Source organism: Vreelandella halophila (assembly GCF_019903425.1).
Taxonomy (GTDB): domain Bacteria; phylum Pseudomonadota; class Gammaproteobacteria; order Pseudomonadales; family Oleiphilaceae; genus Halospina; species Halospina halophila.
The window spans coordinates 385,927-401,972 of the sequence record NZ_JACHUZ010000013.1; the positions used below are offsets into that span (position 1 = coordinate 385,927).

The 16,046-nt window shown below is 64.3% G+C and carries 14 protein-coding genes; 4 read left to right on the plus strand and 10 right to left on the minus strand.

Annotated features, from left to right (window positions below):
• Positions 1-90 precede the first annotated feature (90 nt).
• The 3 genes from betA to betI form a co-directional block, all read right to left on the minus strand.
• Entirely contained in the window at positions 91-1,776 is a 1,686-nt protein-coding gene (gene betA / locus H4I92_RS06030) for a choline dehydrogenase (RefSeq protein WP_077529751.1), read from the minus strand.
• Between the two features lie 79 nt (positions 1,777-1,855).
• A complete protein-coding gene (gene betB / locus H4I92_RS06035; protein ID WP_077529752.1) occupies positions 1,856-3,319 on the minus strand; it encodes a betaine-aldehyde dehydrogenase in 1,464 nt (487 codons plus the stop codon).
• Entirely contained in the window at positions 3,310-3,915 is a 606-nt protein-coding gene (gene betI, locus H4I92_RS06040; protein ID WP_077529753.1) for a transcriptional regulator BetI, read from the minus strand. The genes betB and betI overlap by 10 nt, the downstream gene beginning before the upstream one ends.
• Positions 3,916-4,094: 179 nt before the next feature.
• Here betI and H4I92_RS06045 point away from each other — a divergent pair, with 179 nt between their 5' ends.
• Entirely contained in the window at positions 4,095-6,125 is a 2,031-nt protein-coding gene (locus H4I92_RS06045; RefSeq protein ID WP_077529754.1) for a CASTOR/POLLUX-related putative ion channel, read from the plus strand.
• 45 nt (positions 6,126-6,170) lie between these two features.
• On the opposite strand, the gene H4I92_RS06050 is transcribed toward H4I92_RS06045, so the two are convergent.
• From H4I92_RS06050 to H4I92_RS06065, 4 genes are all read right to left on the minus strand, one after another.
• Positions 6,171-7,694, minus strand: coding sequence for an AbgT family transporter (locus tag H4I92_RS06050; protein ID WP_077529755.1), 1,524 nt, complete (start codon positions 7,692-7,694; stop codon positions 6,171-6,173).
• Complete coding sequence (locus tag H4I92_RS06055; protein ID WP_077529756.1) at positions 7,691-8,215, minus strand: gamma-glutamylcyclotransferase family protein; 525 nt, start codon at positions 8,213-8,215, stop codon at positions 7,691-7,693. Before H4I92_RS06055 ends, H4I92_RS06050 begins: the two co-directional genes overlap by 4 nt.
• A 159-nt stretch (positions 8,216-8,374) precedes the next feature.
• The gene (locus H4I92_RS06060; protein ID WP_077529757.1) at positions 8,375-10,003 is read right to left on the minus strand and encodes a methyl-accepting chemotaxis protein; all 1,629 of its coding nucleotides are present in this window, start codon (positions 10,001-10,003) and stop codon (positions 8,375-8,377) included.
• A gap of 103 nt (positions 10,004-10,106) precedes the next feature.
• A complete protein-coding gene (locus tag H4I92_RS06065; RefSeq protein ID WP_077529758.1) occupies positions 10,107-10,466 on the minus strand; it encodes a DUF6164 family protein in 360 nt (119 codons plus the stop codon).
• A 129-nt stretch (positions 10,467-10,595) separates the two neighbouring features.
• Between H4I92_RS06065 and H4I92_RS06070 the strand changes: the two genes are divergently transcribed.
• Positions 10,596-12,317 (plus strand): aminotransferase class III-fold pyridoxal phosphate-dependent enzyme, encoded by a 1,722-nt coding sequence (locus H4I92_RS06070; RefSeq protein WP_077529759.1) that lies wholly within the window; start codon positions 10,596-10,598, stop codon positions 12,315-12,317.
• Here H4I92_RS06070 and H4I92_RS06075 read toward each other — a convergent pair.
• Positions 12,311-12,931, minus strand: a complete 621-nt coding sequence (locus H4I92_RS06075) for a DUF962 domain-containing protein (protein WP_077529760.1) — start codon at positions 12,929-12,931, stop codon at positions 12,311-12,313. The genes H4I92_RS06070 and H4I92_RS06075 overlap by 7 nt on opposite strands.
• Positions 12,932-12,992: 61 nt before the next feature.
• On the minus strand, positions 12,993-13,862 hold the full coding sequence (gene asd / locus H4I92_RS06080) for an archaetidylserine decarboxylase (RefSeq protein WP_077529761.1): 870 nt from the start codon (positions 13,860-13,862) through the stop codon (positions 12,993-12,995).
• Between the two features lie 114 nt (positions 13,863-13,976).
• Between asd and H4I92_RS06085 the strand changes: the two genes are divergently transcribed.
• A complete protein-coding gene (locus H4I92_RS06085) occupies positions 13,977-14,513 on the plus strand; it encodes a methyltransferase (protein WP_179105633.1) in 537 nt (178 codons plus the stop codon).
• A gap of 81 nt (positions 14,514-14,594) precedes the next feature.
• A complete protein-coding gene (locus tag H4I92_RS06090) occupies positions 14,595-15,416 on the plus strand; it encodes a TatD family hydrolase (protein ID WP_077529763.1) in 822 nt (273 codons plus the stop codon).
• A gap of 141 nt (positions 15,417-15,557) precedes the next feature.
• Here the strand turns inward: H4I92_RS06090 and H4I92_RS06095 are convergent, their stop codons facing one another.
• Positions 15,558-15,881: a DUF2288 domain-containing protein gene (locus H4I92_RS06095; RefSeq protein WP_077529764.1), complete on the minus strand. Its 324-nt coding sequence runs from the start codon at positions 15,879-15,881 to the stop codon at positions 15,558-15,560.
• Positions 15,882-16,046 lie beyond the last annotated feature (165 nt).

The following is a 16,046-nucleotide window of genomic DNA, read 5'->3' on the forward strand; positions in this document are numbered from 1 at the left end:
TTCTTATGGCAATAACTCCCCTACCGGGCCGCCTGGAGCCGTTTACAGGCCGCCCGTAACAGCGTTTGTGACACTGGGTAGGAGAAGTGCCTAGCGGAGCACGCGCTCGGGCTCTCCGGCCCGTTGGCGCACACGCCAGTGCTCGTCCATTCCCACCGGCGCATCCAGCGGCGCCTCGGGCTGACGCCCGCGGATCAGGTCCGCGGCGCGTTCAGCCACCATGATGGTCGGCCCGTTCAGATTGCCGTTGGGAATGGTTGGAAAAACGGAGGAATCGACGACACGCAGGCCACTGATGCCATGCACCCGGGTTTCCGGGTCGATCACCGCCTGCTCGTCCGTGCCCATGGGGCAGGTGCAGGAGGGGTGATAGGCGCTTTCCACGGCCTGGCGCACAAAGGCATCGATCGCCTCGTCCGAGGTGACGTCGACACCCGGCTGGATCTCTTCACCGCGATAGTCGTCCATCGCCGGCTGATTGATGATCTCGCGGGTCAGGCGCACGCAGTCGCGGAAGCCTTCGCGGTCGTCCTCGTGCTGGAGGTAGTTGAACAGGATCTCCGGCGCGGCCTTCGGATCCGCGGAGCGCACATGCACATGCCCCCGGCTTTTCGGCTTGTTGTGCCCGACGTGCACCTGGAAGCCATGACCGTCGAACGCTTCCTTGCCGTCGTAGCGCATGGCCGCCGGCAGGAAGTGATATTGGAGATCCGGCCACTCGACACCCGCCTTGGAGCGGATGAAAGCGCAGGATTCGAAGTGGTTGGTGGCGCCCAGGCCGTCCTTGTTCAGGATCCAGCGCGCACCGATCAACGCCTTGCTCAACGGGTTGAGCTTGCTGTTGAGCGAGGCGGGCTGCTTGCAGCGGAACTGGAAGTAGAACTCCAGATGGTCCTGGAGGTTCGAGCCCACGCCGGGGAGCGCGTGGTTCACCTCGATACCGGCCTTCTTGAGCACATCCGGGTTACCGATGCCGGAAAGCTGGAGGATGTGCGGTGAGCCGATGGAGCCAGCGGAGAGAATGACCTCGCTGTTGGCCTTTATATCCTGGACCTTGCCGCCACGCTCGTAGCGCACGCCCACGGCCTGTTTGCCGTTGAGCAGGACCTTGTGCACCAGCGCGCCTGTCATCACAGTGAGGTTAGAGCGGTTCATCACCGGCCGCAGGTAGGCGTTGGCGGTGGAAGAACGCCGACCGTTCTGCACGGTCATGTGCATGGGGCCGAAGCCTTCCTGCTGATGACCGTTGTAGTCCTTCGTCACGGGGTAGCCGGCCTGTTCACCGGCGTCGATGAAGGCCTGGTACAGGGGGTTCTTCATGTTGTTGCCGTTGTTGGTGCCCAACGGCCCGGCGTCGCCACGGTACATGTCACCGCCGAACACCCAGGTTTCGGCCTTTTTGAAGTACGGCAGGCAGTTCTGGTAGTTCCAGCCGTCGGCACCGTGCGCTTCCCATTCGTCAAAGTCCTTCGCGTGGCCGCGCACGTAGACCATGCCGTTGATGGATGAGGAGCCGCCCAGTACCTTGCCGCGCGGGCAGTGCATGCGGCGGTTGTCGAGGTACGGTTCCGGTTCGGTGTGGAACTGCCAGGCGAACTTGCTGGTGTTCATGGGGATGGACAGCGCCGTGGGCATCTGGATGAAGATGCTGCGGTCGCTGCCACCGGTTTCGAGCAGCAGGACCCGGTGGTGGGGGTCTTCTGTGAGCCGGTTCGCCAGCACGCAGCCGGCTGAGCCGGCACCGACGATGATGGTGTCGTATTGGTGTTTACTCATGGTCTTCTTCCGGTGTCGTTGCCGGGGGAGGGCGGGGCACCCCACCCTCCCCCTGATCGAGTTCGTCGGAAAACGCCAGTCAGAAAGGCGCCTCGATATCTCCCATGCCTACATAGACGGACTTGAGCTGGGTGTAGTGATTGATGGTCGCCGCGCCGTTCTCGCGGCCGATGCCGGACTGCTTGTAGCCGCCCACCGGCATCTCCGAGGGTGATTCGTTATAGGCGTTGATCCAGCAGATGCCGGCCTGGATCTGGTGGATAACCCGGTGGGCGCGCTTGATGTCGCGGGTGAAGACGCCGGCGGCCAGACCGTACTGGGTGTTGTTGGTGCGGCGGATGACATCATCCTCGTCACGGAAGGTCAGCACGCTCATGACCGGGCCGAAGATCTCCTCCTTCACGATGGTCATGTCATCGGTGCAGCCGGTGAACACGGTCGGCGCCACGAAGTAGCCGCCTTCCGCGCCGGCCGGAGACAGTTCCTCGCCGCCGCAGGCCAGGGTCGCGCCTTCTTCCACGCCTTTGCGGATGTAGTCCATGACCAGGTCGCGGTGCCTGCTGGAGATCAGGGCCCCGAAGTTGGTGTCCGGATCCAGGGTGTCACCGGCGATGATGTTGTTGCGGGTGCGCTCGAGGACTTTCTCGATGAAGGTCGGGTACAGGTCCTCGTGCACAAAGACGCGGGTGCCGTTGGTGCAGATCTCGCCCTGAGTGTAGAAGTTCGCCAGCATGGCGGCGGATACGGCGTTGTCGATTTCCGCGTCATCAAAGATAATCAGCGGCGACTTGCCGCCCAGCTCCATGGTGACTTCCTTGAGCGTGGTGGCGGCGCCGGCCATGACCTTCTTGCCGGTGCCCACCTCGCCGGTAATGGAGACCTTGTCGATATTGGGTTCGTGGCTCAGCCAGCTGCCAACCTCGCCCGCACCCTGGACGACGTTGAACACGCCCGCCGGCATGCCGGCTTCCATGAGGATTTCCGCCAGCTTCAGTGCACCCAGCGGGGTTTCCTCGGAGGGCTTGAAGATCATGCTGTTGCCGCAGGCCAGCGCGGGCGCGGACTTCCAGCAGGCGATCTGCAGCGGGTAGTTCCAGGCGCCGATGCCCGCGCACACGCCCAGCGGCTCGCGCCGGGTGTAGTAGAAGTCGCCGCCCAGGTCCTGCTGGTTGCCTTCCAGAGCCGGGGCAAGGCCGGCGTAGAATTCCAGGGAGTCGGCACCGGTGTTCACGTCCACCTCGCTGGCTTCCTGCCAGGGTTTGCCGGTGTCGAGCACTTCCACCTTCGCCAGTTCGTCGTTGCGTTCGCGCAGCAGCGCCACGGCCCGATTGAGGATGCGGGCGCGCTCCATACCGGTCATGGCGGACCAGGTGGCAAAGCCTTCGCGGGCGCTTTCCAGCGCGGCTTGGCGCACGCTTTCATCCGCCACCTCAACTTCGTAGATCACCTCACCGGTGCCCGGGTTGACCACCTCGAAGGTTTCACCGGTGCTGTTGGCCATGGGTTGGCCGGCCACAAAGTTCTGGTAGCGGGTCAGTGGCATGGTTCGACTCCGTGCTGTGTCAGTGTGTCGTTGATAAACGCCTGGCAGAGTTTCTCGCTCTCGCGGAAGCCCTCTTCCTGGTCAGGCCATAGAGCACTGCGCAGCCAGAACCCGTCGATCAGTGCGGCGGTCTGCTTCGCGGCGCTCCGAGCCACCTCTGCCGGCAACAGCTGCCGGAATGAATAGCAGAGGTTGCTGTAGAGGCGGCGGTTGTTAATGTGCTGCAGACGCGCCAGCCCAGGTTCATGCATCGCCCGGGCCCAGAAACTGAGCCAGGTACGGGTGGTGGCCGTGGAGCGCTGGAAGTCACTGAAGTTGGCTTCCACGATCGCCATCAGCCGCTCCTGGGGCGTGAGTGTCCCGGCTCCGGTGTGCTCCAGAAGCGCGAGCTTGAGTTCCTCAAGCAGCTGGCGCAGCGTGGCCTCGATCAGCGCCTGCTTGCCTCCGAAGTAGTGGCTGATCAGGCCCGACGACATACCAGCGGTGCGGCTTATCGCGCCAATAGTGGCGCTCTGGAGCCCCAGCTCACCCACCACTTCAAGGGTGGCTTCAATGAGCTGGCGCCTGCGTTCTTCCTTGACTCCTACTTTGGGCATAAGTTGATTAACCGTTCAATTAAAATAAGGATAGCCTGCTGATCGCCATTGATCAACAGGCGCGTGAGCAGTTGATGGTAACCCAACCGCAGAGAGCTTTCAGATCAGCAGCCTGTCGATAGGATGCTTTTTCGGATTTCCGCTACACTGGCGGCAGCACGCAATGGCCCGGGAGGCTCATGACACCACTCCGCTTCGTCGACCGCCTGAAGTTTTTCCTGGAGCGCCAACTGATCAAGGGGGCTTTTTTTCAGCTGATGGTGGTTGGTCTGCTGATCGCCCTGATCTCAACGATCGGCGGCCTGCTGGTGCTGCCCCTGCAGGGCGCCTTTTCGGGGTTTGGTGAGGCCCTGTGGTGGGCCTTCCTGCGCCTGACGGACCCGGGCTATCTCGGTGATGACCAGGGCAGCTGGCAGCGGGTCGTCTCCACGCTGCTAACCATCAGTGGCTACGTCGTCTTCATGGGTACGCTCGTGGCGATCATGACCCGCTGGCTGATCAGCGCTATGACCAACCTGGAGCGCGGCCTGACTCCCGTCTCACTGAAACACCACATTGCCGTACTGGGCTGGACCAGCCGGACCCTGCCGCTGATCGCCAAGCTGCTGGGAACGACCGAGCGCATGCGCCTGTTCCTGCGCCGCAATGATGCCAGCCGGCTGCGGCTGGTGGCGCTGGCGGACGAGGTATCCGCCCACCGGGAACACCAGCTTCGCAGCGACAGCGGTATTGGCCGACGTGCCCGCCAGGTGATCCTGCGCTCCGGCGACCCACTGCAATCGGAAGCACTGCGGCGTGTCGCCTGCCTCGACGCGGCCGCCGTCATCATTCCCGGAAGCACCAAGACCACGGAGAGCCTGCTGAACGCGGACACCGAGACCATCAAGATCCTGCTGACCATCGCCGCCCAAGCAAAGGAGCAGAACATGCCCCTGCCCTATGTGGTCGCGGAACTCCAGGATCCACGCCGGGAGCGCCTTCTGCGCGGTGCCTACGGCGGGGACCTGGAGCTGGTGGCCGGTGATGCCATGCTCAGCCGTTTCATGGTCCAGACACTGCGGCATCCGGGGCTGGCTGAGGTCTTCCAGGAAATGATGATCCTGCCGGAAGGCAATGAACTCTATATCCGGTTCCAGGACGAATGGGCCGGGCAGAACCTGGGGGAGCTCGCCGCGGCCAGGCCCGACGCCATCGTCCTGGGGGTTCTCGAGCGCTCGGGGGATGAGTGGCGTGTAAACCTGAACGCTCCCGAAACACGGGTACTGGAGACAGGAGATGGGCTGGTTCTGATGGCCCGGGAGTTCGAGGATACCAGCCCGGCGCGTGACAGCCGCCACCTGCCGGCACTGGTGCGGCAGCCGGCCCCGGCACAGGCGGCTGAACCGGCACACCGTCGCATCCTTCTTCTAGGGTGGAACCACCGTGTTCCCGCCCTGATCCATGAGCTCGACAGCTACCCCGGTGAGACCGCCGACATCACCATCGTGTCATTCTGGTCCAGTACCGAACGCGAGGCCGCGGTAACGCGCTATAACCCGCAACTCAGGCGGGTCCAGTGCCGCCATGTGGAGACCGACTACCTGCTTGAGGGGGAAATCACGCAGCTGAATCCCGAGCAGTATGACTCCGTCATGCTTCTGAGCAGTGACCGCATGGCCAGCGGTGAGGAGGCGGACGCCCGGGCCATGGTTGGTTATCTCCAGCTCAGGGATCACCTGACCCGGACACAGGCCCCTGCGCCCCAGGTGCTGCTGGAGCTGACGGACCCGCATAACGAAGCGCTTCTGGTGGCCCGGGACAGCGAGGTCTTCCTGACCCCAGTCATGCTCAGCCATCTGCTGGGCCAGGTGGCCCTGCGCCGGGAGCTGCGCCTGGTCTACGACGAACTCTTCACCCAGGGAGGTGCCGAGATCGGGTTCCGGCCCGTGCCGGAGGCGTTGCGGGAGCTCGGAACCACCTTCGCGGCCATTGAACGCCATGTCGCGTCACTGGGCGAGACCGCGCTCGGCGTTTACCGTGGTCGGGCGGATTCGAGTAACCGGCATCTGGAACTCAACCCCGAGCGCACCCTGCCCATTGAGTTGGATCCCGTCGATCACCTGGTGGTTCTGGGTGCTGACTCAGCGGCCCCAGAGCCGGTACATGATCCGGCGGGTAACACTGGCAGGGATACTGCCGGAGAAGGACCACAGCCCCTTCATTCCCAGTGACAGAGGCCGGAGGAGTTCCTCATGGAGACCCTCCGTGCATCTGGATCAGCCGAGTATAACCGGCGCACCCGGGCCCGGCGGAATGCCCAGAGCGACCCAGACCGCGAGTAATAACGGCCATACCACGGCAAAGGCGATGGCATAGGGGAGCATCAGCGCCATCAGGGTGCCGATGCCGGCCTCCGGCCGCCAGCGCTGCACAAAGGCCAGGACAATGACCCAGTACGGGTTGAGGGGGGTGATGATGTTGGTCACCGAGTCCCCGATGCGGTAGGCGGCCTGGGTCAGTTCGGGGCTCAGCCCGGCCTGCATCAGCATGGGCACGAACACCGGGGCCAGGAAGGCGTATTTGGCCGAAGCGGAGCCAATGAACAGATTGGCCAGCATGGCGATCAGGATGAAGCCGACCGCCAGCACCGGCGCGGGCACGGCCAGCGAGGCCAACCACTGGCCACCAGTGATCGCCAGAAGCAGGCCGAGCTGGCTGTAGTTGAAGGCCTCGATGAACTGGGCCGCCACAAAGGCCAGCACAATGTAGGGCGCCAGAGCCGCGATGGTGTCCGAGAGCATGCGCGCCACGTCGTGGTTGCTGTTCAGGGTCCCGGCAGCAAACCCATAGGCCAGCCCGGGCAGCAGGAACAGGATCAGGAGCAGCGGCACCATGGCCTCGACCCAGCGGGCGAAGTTCTCCCCCTCGCCGTGGAGTGGCGCCCCGGGCACCAGCACCGCCGCGAGCACCAGGCCCAGGGTGATCCCGAATACGGCCCCGGCGGTGCGCAGCCCGCGCCCGGGATCGTCACCCAGATCGTCGTCCGCCTGGCTCTCCTGTTCCACGGTCAGTTCGACGTCCGCCTGCCGGGGCTCCACGATCCGGGCGGTCACCCACCAGCCCACCAGGGCCAGCACCAGGGTGGAGACGATCATCAGCCACCAGTTGGCCGTGACCGCGACCGCGTAATCCGGGTCCAGTATGCGCGCCCCTGTCTCCGTCAGACCCGCCAGCAATGGATCCAGAGCCGTGATCACCAGGTTGGCGCTGAACCCGGCGGAAACGCCGGCAAAGGCCGCCGCCAGCCCCGCCAGCGGTGAGCGCCCGGCCGCGTGGAACAGGATGGCCGCCAGCGGCGGAAGCACCACGTAGCCCGCGTCCAGGGTGACCGAGGACAGGATTCCCAGGAGCACGACCATTGGCGCCAGCAGCGCCCGGGGCGTCAACCTGAGCAGTCGGGCCAGAAGTGCCGGCAGCAGCCCCGAACGTTCCGCCACGCCAATGCCCAGCATGGCCACAAGCACCAGCCCCAGCGGCGGGAACTGCATGAAGTTCTCCACCAGGTGCGACAGCAGCCACCAGAGCCCATCGCTCTCAAGCAGCCCACGGGCCTGGACCAGTTCACCCTCGCCACTGGCGCCCGCCGGCTTGCGCACGGACCACCCCGCCCAGGCGGCCACCTGGGAAAGCACCATAACGCCCCCCAGCGCCATGGCGAACAGGGTAACCGGATGCGGCAAGGCATTGCCCGCCCGCTCGATCCGATCCAGCCAGCGGGTGGAGGAAGCCGCCTGTGTCATGTCACGGCCCCGTGCGGCAGGACATCCTCCGGATAGATGGCCAGCTCGTTCTGGTGGCGCGCGAAATCCGGATCATGTTGTGCCGGGGTCTGCAGGATGCGTTCAACGTAATCCACTGGAAATCCATTCTCTCGGGCGCCGATGAGGACATGGGCCCGGTACCAGCTGTAGGGCACCAGTGAGGCATCCATGTCCGTGGCAGCATACATCCGGGCCTCCAGCGACTCCCCTTGCGGCGTGCGGGGCCGGATCAGCGCCTCATCGTAACCGTTCCCCAGCCCCTCAATCCGGTCCAGGATCGGCTTCTCCCGATCCGGGATGTCGTAGACCACGCCCAGGACCCAGTCACCGGGATCACCGGTATGGAACGCATCGCACTTGGCCGAATGGTCCTCCCGGCTGCGCTTGTGGAAGACCAGACGGTGGTGGTTCAGCCAGCCAACCGTCAGGAAACGGGATTCCGGAACCCTTGCCTGGAGCCGGCGTATGGACATGTTGGAGCCATAGGCAAAACAGAGCATCGTGGATCCTCTCTCCGGTAAGCATGCAGTAAACGAAACTGCCACTGTTACCTGCTCCGAGCAATACGTGGGGTGGAAAGATCCTTTAGTACCTGACCGCCCTTATGGCAGTGTTTCAGGCCAGAATGGTCGGCACACCTGATCGGGGCCGTGCGCCGCTCAATGCTGCGCCGGCCGGTAGCCCAGCCGGAAACCGCCCCAGTGGGTGCCGTTCACGTAGATGGGTACCGAGAGGTCGTGCATGATCTCGCCGGTATCGCGCCGGTAAGTCTGCAGCAGCATGTCGCGGGTATGGCTGCCGCAGCGCGCCCCGGTGCGGTCATTGAAGAGGCGCTTGCTGCGGCTCTTCACCAGATCCACCTGGGGATCGCCGGTGGGCTCATGGGCGAACACGTTGTTGTGGGTGGGCACATAGCCATCCGGCGCGGCGGTGATCGCGAAGACAATGGGCTCCAGTGACTCAACCACGGGCTCCTGGATCGCGGGCAGGTGCCTGTCGGTAAAGGCATCGAAGGGGCTGTGGTACTTCTGCGGGTCCGTGCCCGGAATCGGGGTACGCTCTTTGCTGAACAACTGCTCACGCGTCAGCTCGCCACGCTCAAGCGCCTGTTGGAAGCAGCGCGCGATCTGTGCCGCCCCGGCCCTGGCCGCTTCGTAGAAGGGGCGATGGTAGCTTTCGCTGCTGTACAGCGCGAACTCGGCGTTGGTCTGTTCCGCCAGCTCCATCAGCCTTGCGGCCTGCTGTGCCAGCTCGGCCACGGCCTCATCGCTGTCCCGCATCTCGTCGCGCAGGCTCTCGATGGAACTGAACATCTGTCCCAGGCTTTCCTCATTGTGCTGATCGCCCTCGGCAATCCCCCGCACCTGCTCCTCAACCTTCCTTGAGCCGGTATTGATCTCATCCAGCTGATGGCCAACGGCCTCGACCGAATCAAGACCATTCTCGACACTGCTGGCCAGCTCCTTGACCCGGGTCACAATGTGGCCGGTATCCTGCTGTATGGATTCGAGGGTGCTGGACGCCTCTTTGGTCGCCTCCGAGGTGCGGCCGGCAAGCTGACGTACCTCATCCGCCACCACCGCGAAGCCACGACCCTGTTCACCGGCGCGGGCGGCCTCAATGGCGGCATTGAGCGCGAGCAGGTTGGTCTGCTCGGCGATGCCCTCAATCACGGAGGTCACGTTCTGGATGGTCTCGGATTTGTCGTTCAGCGCCTGGATCAGTGACACCGTCTCCGCGGACTGTTCATGCACCTTGCGGACCTGCTCGATGGCCTCCCTAAGCGCGGTCTGCCCCTGGTCACTGACCTCGCTGGCCTGGCTCGCCGCGGACGCCGCCTCCGAGGCCTGTTCCGCCGACTGACGGATGGTCTCCATGATCCGCCCGGCGTAGTCCGTCATATGGTTGGTGTTCTCCACCTGACGGTCGAGGCGACTGCGCAGGCGGTCGGCGGCATAGGAAACCTGGGCCGCCGAGACGGCATTAGCATCCGCCCCTTCCACCAGGGTCTGCTCCAGCGCCTCACCAGTCCGTGCCTTGCGGAATATGGAGGGCATGAGAGCCTGCAACAGAGGATGCTCCGCCTGGGCGTCCCCGTGCGCTTCCATCTGCACACGCTGTAGCAGTGCCACCAGGGGCAGGATTGCGGCGAGCGCACCAAGCCCCCCTGCCAGAAGAAAACGGACCAGCTCCGGCACGGGCAGCAAACTGCATGCAACAGCAACCAGCACACTCCCGCCGATACCGGCACACAACCGCAGTACAACCTGTTTTTGAAGTGCCCCCATACCAGCCACTCTGTATCTGTCTTGTTATTCAAGGTCTCAGGACAGATTAGAATATAATCAGTATGGGTGCCCTTATACTTTCGGAGTAAGCCGGTGCGACCGACTAGAGGGTCAGAAAGGGCATGAGCGCCAGGTACAGGATCACACCAATCCCAATCAGGGCGCCGATGAAGGCAAGGGGGTTGTGCCGGTACCGCTGGCCGGAGGTCTCGGCTTCGCCCCTTGCGAGGGCGTCCTCATGGGCGGCCCGGGCCTGCTCGGCGCGCTCAGCCTGGTACGCGGCAAGCAGCTGTTCCGCTTCCTCCAGCCGTGCGGCGTCCTCAAGCCAGATGCCACCGAACGACACCATCCAACGGCTGGGCTCGGTCTCGTAGTAGGGCAGGTCGTGCTCTTCGAGCAGTGTCTTGACCTCCTCGTACTCGTCTTCCGGCACGTTGCGCAGGTTCAGCAGCAGATGCCCCATGACGGGTATACCTCTCATCGCGGACTGCGGCCATTATAGCAGCCGTCCGGCGCGTGGCTGTCACATGGATCTCATAAAGAACCGGCATGCTGGGGAAGAACATGTCCTATCCATCCGGGAGGTTCCCCCATGCCCAGCGTCACCGCCCTGACGACGCTCGCCCTTGCTGCCGCCGTGATCCTCTGGCTCGGTCCGCGGCTCTACCAGCGCCTACAGCTCTCCCGCGCCAAGCATCCCTCACTGCAGGGCCACTCCCGCATGGCGCGGCGGGTGGCCCGGCTGCTGCCGTACTACGACTACGACGATGCCACCTTCTTCCGGTGCGACGACGCGCCTGAGCGCATCGCCGAACAGCGGCGGGCGGGCCTTTACCGGCTCTCGGAGAACCTGCACGCGCGGTCTCCGCAGGCACTGCAGGCCGGGACGGAACTCGCCGAAGGCCTCTCGGACCTGGACTTCACCAGCCGCTACCGTGTGCCCTTCCAGTTCCGCCACCTCGTCAGCCGGCTGCTCCCACCCGCCATGATGGCGGAGGCCACCGAGGGGCCCTGGGTGCGCGACATCGACGGTAACTGGCTTCTGGACGCCTCCGGCTCCTACGGGGTGAACGTATTCGGCCACGACTTCTACAGGGCCTGCCTGGCCGAAGGCCAGGAGCGCACCCGCTCCCTGGGCCTCTACCTGGGCGCCTACCACCCGGTCGTACTGGAGAACGTGCGGGCGCTCAAACGCCTCTCGGGGCTGGATGAAGTCTCCTTCCACATGTCCGGCACCGAGGCCGTGATGCAGGCGGTGCGCCTGGCCCGCTACCACACCGGCCGCTCCCAGCTGGTGCGCTTCTGCGGTGCCTACCACGGCTGGTGGGACGGGGTTCAGCCCGGCATCGGCTCCCAGCGCGATGCCAGTGACGTCTACACCCTGCGGGACCGGGACGAACGCAGCCTCGAGGTACTGCGCAGCCGCCGTGACATTGCCTGCGTGCTGGTCAGCCCGTTCCAGGCCCTGCACCCCAACGCCGGCGCCCCCGGCGACGCGGCCCTGATCGCCGGTGACCGCCAGTGCGGGTTCGAGCCGGAGGCCTACCGCCAGTGGCTGCACCGGCTGCGCGAGGTCTGCAGCGAGCGCGGGATCGTGCTGATCCTGGACGAGATCTTCTCCGGCTTCCGCCTGGCGCCCGGCGGCGCCCAGGAGTACTTCGGGCTCCAGGCGGACATGGTCACCTATGGCAAGACCCTGGGCGGCGGCCTGCCCGTGGGCGTGCTGTGCGGGCGGACCCCGCTGATGAAGCGCTACCGGCCGGACCGCCCCGCGGACATCTGCTTCGCCCGTGGTACCTTCAACGCCCATCCGTCCGTGATGGGCTGCATGAACGTCTTTCTGGAACGGCTGCGGGGGCCTGCGATCGCGTCCTTCTACCGGGACCTGCACAGCGTCTGGAACCAGCGGGCAGCACGCCTCAACGAGCAGCTGGAAGCGGAGGGGCTGCCCCTGCGCATTGCCAACCTGGTCTCCATCTGGAGCGTGATCTACACCGCGCGGAGCCGCTACAACTGGATGTTCCAGTTCTACCTCCGGGATCAGGGCATACAGCTGCCCTGGACGGGGACAGGTCGCCTGATCTTCAGTCACGACTATGACGACGAGGCCTTCAGCACCTTCATGACCCGCTTTGTCGCGGCTGGTCGCGCCATGGCCGCGGACGGCTGGTTCTGGGAGAACCCGGAACTGGGTAACGCCGCAATCCGCAAGCGGGTACTGGGCGAGCTGATTCGCCAGCGGCTGCCATTCCCCCGTACCCGCCGCCATACGGCGCCGGCAGGGGGAGCAGCCGGTGACCAGCCGCTTCAGTGACGGCGGGAACCGTCGGGGCTGATGTCGTCCATGGGGTCAATCAACTGGCCCCGCATCAGGTGGAAGGGCGAGCGGTAGTACATCCGCACGTCATTGAGCGGATCGGTCAGGATCTTGATCAGCCAGATCACGCCCGTCTGTACATCACGGATGAAGAACAGGTGCACCGTCCGGCCCACAAGCGCAATGGCGGCCAGCCCGATCCAGAGCAGTGACAGGGTGTAGAGGTAACCGCCAGCGCCCGGCCGTGCCTCGATCAGCCCGAACAGGTTCGGCTGCATCCAGGCCAGTGCCGGCGTCATCGCCCAGAAGGCCAGCAGGATGCGCTTGCGCTGGAGGTTGTAGCCGATCTTGATGTCCTCCTTGTGCGAGTGCGTCACCCGGTTCACCTTGTCGTAGTCCTTGGGCTCGAAGAAGAAATGCCCGATCTGCCGCGAGACCATGGCCACGCCCCAGCCCAGCAGCGCCGAGACCACGGGGTTGATGGCCAGGTAGACGTAGGCGGTCAGGAAGCTGATCGCGCTGACCAGGTGCAGTGACTGGTTGATCCGGCTCTGGTGGTAATAGCGATGGTCGTCCCACCGTTGTTCCTCAAGTGCTTCAAGCAGTTTCATGGCGTGTCGTCCTCCGGTTTGGTCGGTAAGGTTGCGTATTGCCGCGGAATGGCTGTCGTCATCAGTACCGCATGATTGCCTCCCCCATTCGCCAGTGCGCGCCGGTCGCCACACCCTCCTCGAAGTGGAAACCGGGGCCGGTGAACAGCAGGACGGTGGAGCCCTGCTCGAAGTAGCCCATTTCCTCGCCACGCTGATAACCCAGATCACAAGGAATACGGGCCGGGCCTGCGTAATTCAGGCCCAGCGGCTCGTCGAGTGCATGGAGACGCAGGCTGGCCACCAGAATGGCGGCCACCGGGACCATCAGGATCCGGCAGTCCTGCCGGCCCTCCAGGGCCAGTTCCAGGACGGCTCGCTCATTGCGGCAGAAGAGGCGCTCGATCCGTTTGAGGGCGATGGGGTTCACGTTCCAGGTGTCCCCGGCAATATGGCGGATCTCGCGCATGCAGCCGCTTTCCGGTGCATGGAAGCGGTGGTACATGCTGGCGGTAAGCCGCAAGGTCAGGAAGCGGCCATTGGCGTAGCGCCCGGCGAGCTCCGCATCCCCAAGCAGCTCCTCCAGTGAGTAGGGAAAGCCCTTGGCCTGGAATACCTCGGTACCGTTGGTTGCGCCGAATGCGCCCACGATGCCGTCACAGGGGCTGACCAGTATTCCGGCCCGCTGATCTACGGGGCGGACCCCGGGGCGAAGTTCCCGGATGAAGCAGTCGTGCATGCTCTCGAAGTGGTCCCGGCGCGCCTCGTCCAGCCGCAGATCCCCCGCAAAGGCCTGCCACACCGCCATCGACACCCGCTTCACCAACGGCTGCCGGATGCGGCTGAACCAGCCCATGAAACGGGTGGCCCAGCGCCGTGGAATGCGGTTGGTCAGCAGGAAGTTGAGCCGCTCGATGGCGGACAGCTGGTGAAGCAGTGTTTTCGGGTTCATCCCTGCAGGATGCCGCCACGGTGTGACCGATTGATGACGACCGGCACTGTCACCAAAGCGTCATCTCAACCCGTCATGCTCCGCCGGGTTTGTCGAGCCATCCTGGAGTCGCCCATGCTGCTGACCGCCCTTGTTCTCTGCGCCCTGCTTCTGAGCCTGGAACGGATCACCTACTACGCCGTCGCCAACCACCCCGAACGCTGGTATGCCCTCTGCCAGCGCCCGCCACTGGCGTCGCTGGGCCCGCCCGTGGATGTGGTCCACAAGCTGTTCTACGGGTTCAAAGTCATTCAGGGCGTGGTCTTTCTGGGCTGGTGCGTGGTGATGGGGGGCAGCTGGCTGCCACTGCCGACCGCTGGGCCGCTGATGCTGGGCATGGGCGCCGTCCTCGTCGGCATGGGCCTGTTCCTCAACGCCAGCGTCTTCGCACGGCTTGGGCGTGTGGGGGTTTTCTACGGCAGCGAGCTCGGCCACCGGGTGCCCTGGATCGAGGGCTTCCCGTTCTCCGTGCTGAAGCATCCCCAGTACATCGGAGCACTGGCATTGATCTGGGGCTTTTTCATCATCATGCGCTACCCGAACCCGGACTGGGTCTACCTGCCGCTGCTGGAGACCGCCCTCTACCTCTGGGGCGCGCGTCACGAACCCTGAGACGATCCATGCCCATAAAGGCCATCTTCCGCTATCATGGATGGCTGTTGCCATCAGCCAGGAGCCGTCGGAGACGCACCCATGAGCAAACATAAGCGCCGCCCCGTTCCGGTCTTTGAGCACCCCATCATCGAGACACACTGCCACCTGGACTACCTCCAGGGCGAGCCAGTGGAGGATGTGGTCATGGCCGCCGAGCAGGTGAACATCGAGCGGTTGATCACCATCACGGTGTCGCCGGATAACCTGGAGACAGTGCAGCACCTGGTGGGCGCCCATCCGCGCGTCTACGGCACTCAGGGCATTCACCCGCACCAGGCGGACAACTGGCACGACGGGCTGGACCCCTACATCCGCGAGGCGATGGCGGCAAGCCCCAGGCGGCTGCTGGCCATTGGCGAGATCGGGCTGGACTACCACTACGATTTCAGCGACCCGGAGACCCAGAAGTCGGTCTTCCGCAAGCAGCTGCAGATGGCGTCGGAGCTGGACAAGCCGGTGGTGATCCACACCCGGGATGCGGATGAGGACACCATGGAGATCCTGAAGGAGTTCGAGGGGTCGCTGAAGCAGCGGGGTGTGGTGCACAGCTACACGTCCGGTGAGAAACTGGCGCGCTATGCGCTGGAGCAGGGCTGGTACATCGGGTTCAACGGGATCTGCACCTTCAAGAAGGCGGAGAACGTACGTGAGATCATCGACCTGACGCCGGCGGACCGGATTCTTCTGGAGACGGATTCACCCTTCCTGGCGCCGGTGCCGTACCGGGGCAAGGAGAACATGCCGTACTACCTGCCGTTCGTTGGGGAGTTCATTGCCCAACACAAGGGGCTGGAAGTCGAAGAGTTCCTGGCGCAGGCTTATCGGAACAGTGAGGCGGTGTTCTTCAGTCAGCAGGATTGAGGAAGGTGTTGCCTGGCAAGGGGAATGGGGGAGTGCTTTCAGGGAATCGCTATGAATCCATCCATGGACGCTGCGCGGTTGCCATCCCTGGCAACCGAGCTTCCCTGAAAGCACTCCCCCATTCCCCTTACCGATCAGGCGTTATTGGTGACTCGGCTGAACCAGGACCCAGGGGGCAACCACCAGGGCCCAGACCGTCGCATCCGAATCATGCCACCCCTGGGCCTCATCCGGCTTAACCTCACCCACGGACCCATCCTGGATCCACTGCTGGAAACGGGCCTTGTCGTCCCGCACCAGTGAGAACCCAACCTCAATCAGATCCTGCCCCGGCGCCACGCGCACGACATTGCCCCGGGCGTAGAATCGCTGCAGTTCCACCCACCCGATCTGGGCTGTCTCCTGGTGGAGTTTGGCGCGGAGTTCGTCGTCGTTTTCAGGAATTCCGTCAGTTTCAAGCGACATCAGCGTCTCCAACACGTTCGAAAGCAGGGGATCGGGGAGGGCTTTCAGGGAAGCTCTGGAGCCAGGGATGGCGGAAGAGCAGCCTACATGGATGTACTCGTGGCGATTCCCTGAAAGCCCTCCCCGATCGCCTGCCTGCTACACGCTCAACAATCATGAGACAAA

What these genes read in the sequence shown, in the direction of transcription:
- H4I92_RS06050 (WP_077529755.1), bottom strand. Translation starts at nt 7,694, where the DNA reads ATGACACAGGCGGCTTCCTCCACCCGCTGGCTGGATCGGATCGAGCGG.
- H4I92_RS06045 (WP_077529754.1), top strand. Translation starts at nt 4,095, where the DNA reads ATGACACCACTCCGCTTCGTCGACCGCCTGAAGTTTTTCCTGGAGCGC.
- betB (WP_077529752.1), bottom strand. Translation starts at nt 3,319, where the DNA reads ATGCCACTGACCCGCTACCAGAACTTTGTGGCCGGCCAACCCATGGCC.
- H4I92_RS06085 (WP_179105633.1), top strand. Translation starts at nt 13,977, where the DNA reads ATGCTGCTGACCGCCCTTGTTCTCTGCGCCCTGCTTCTGAGCCTGGAA.
- H4I92_RS06090 (WP_077529763.1), top strand. Translation starts at nt 14,595, where the DNA reads ATGAGCAAACATAAGCGCCGCCCCGTTCCGGTCTTTGAGCACCCCATC.
- H4I92_RS06060 (WP_077529757.1), bottom strand. Translation starts at nt 10,003, where the DNA reads ATGGGGGCACTTCAAAAACAGGTTGTACTGCGGTTGTGTGCCGGTATC.
- H4I92_RS06075 (WP_077529760.1), bottom strand. Translation starts at nt 12,931, where the DNA reads ATGAAACTGCTTGAAGCACTTGAGGAACAACGGTGGGACGACCATCGC.
- H4I92_RS06095 (WP_077529764.1), bottom strand. Translation starts at nt 15,881, where the DNA reads ATGTCGCTTGAAACTGACGGAATTCCTGAAAACGACGACGAACTCCGC.
- H4I92_RS06055 (WP_077529756.1), bottom strand. Translation starts at nt 8,215, where the DNA reads ATGCTCTGTTTTGCCTATGGCTCCAACATGTCCATACGCCGGCTCCAG.
- asd (WP_077529761.1), bottom strand. Translation starts at nt 13,862, where the DNA reads ATGAACCCGAAAACACTGCTTCACCAGCTGTCCGCCATCGAGCGGCTC.
- H4I92_RS06070 (WP_077529759.1), top strand. Translation starts at nt 10,596, where the DNA reads ATGCCCAGCGTCACCGCCCTGACGACGCTCGCCCTTGCTGCCGCCGTG.
- betA (WP_077529751.1), bottom strand. Translation starts at nt 1,776, where the DNA reads ATGAGTAAACACCAATACGACACCATCATCGTCGGTGCCGGCTCAGCC.
- H4I92_RS06065 (WP_077529758.1), bottom strand. Translation starts at nt 10,466, where the DNA reads ATGGGGCATCTGCTGCTGAACCTGCGCAACGTGCCGGAAGACGAGTAC.
- betI (WP_077529753.1), bottom strand. Translation starts at nt 3,915, where the DNA reads ATGCCCAAAGTAGGAGTCAAGGAAGAACGCAGGCGCCAGCTCATTGAA.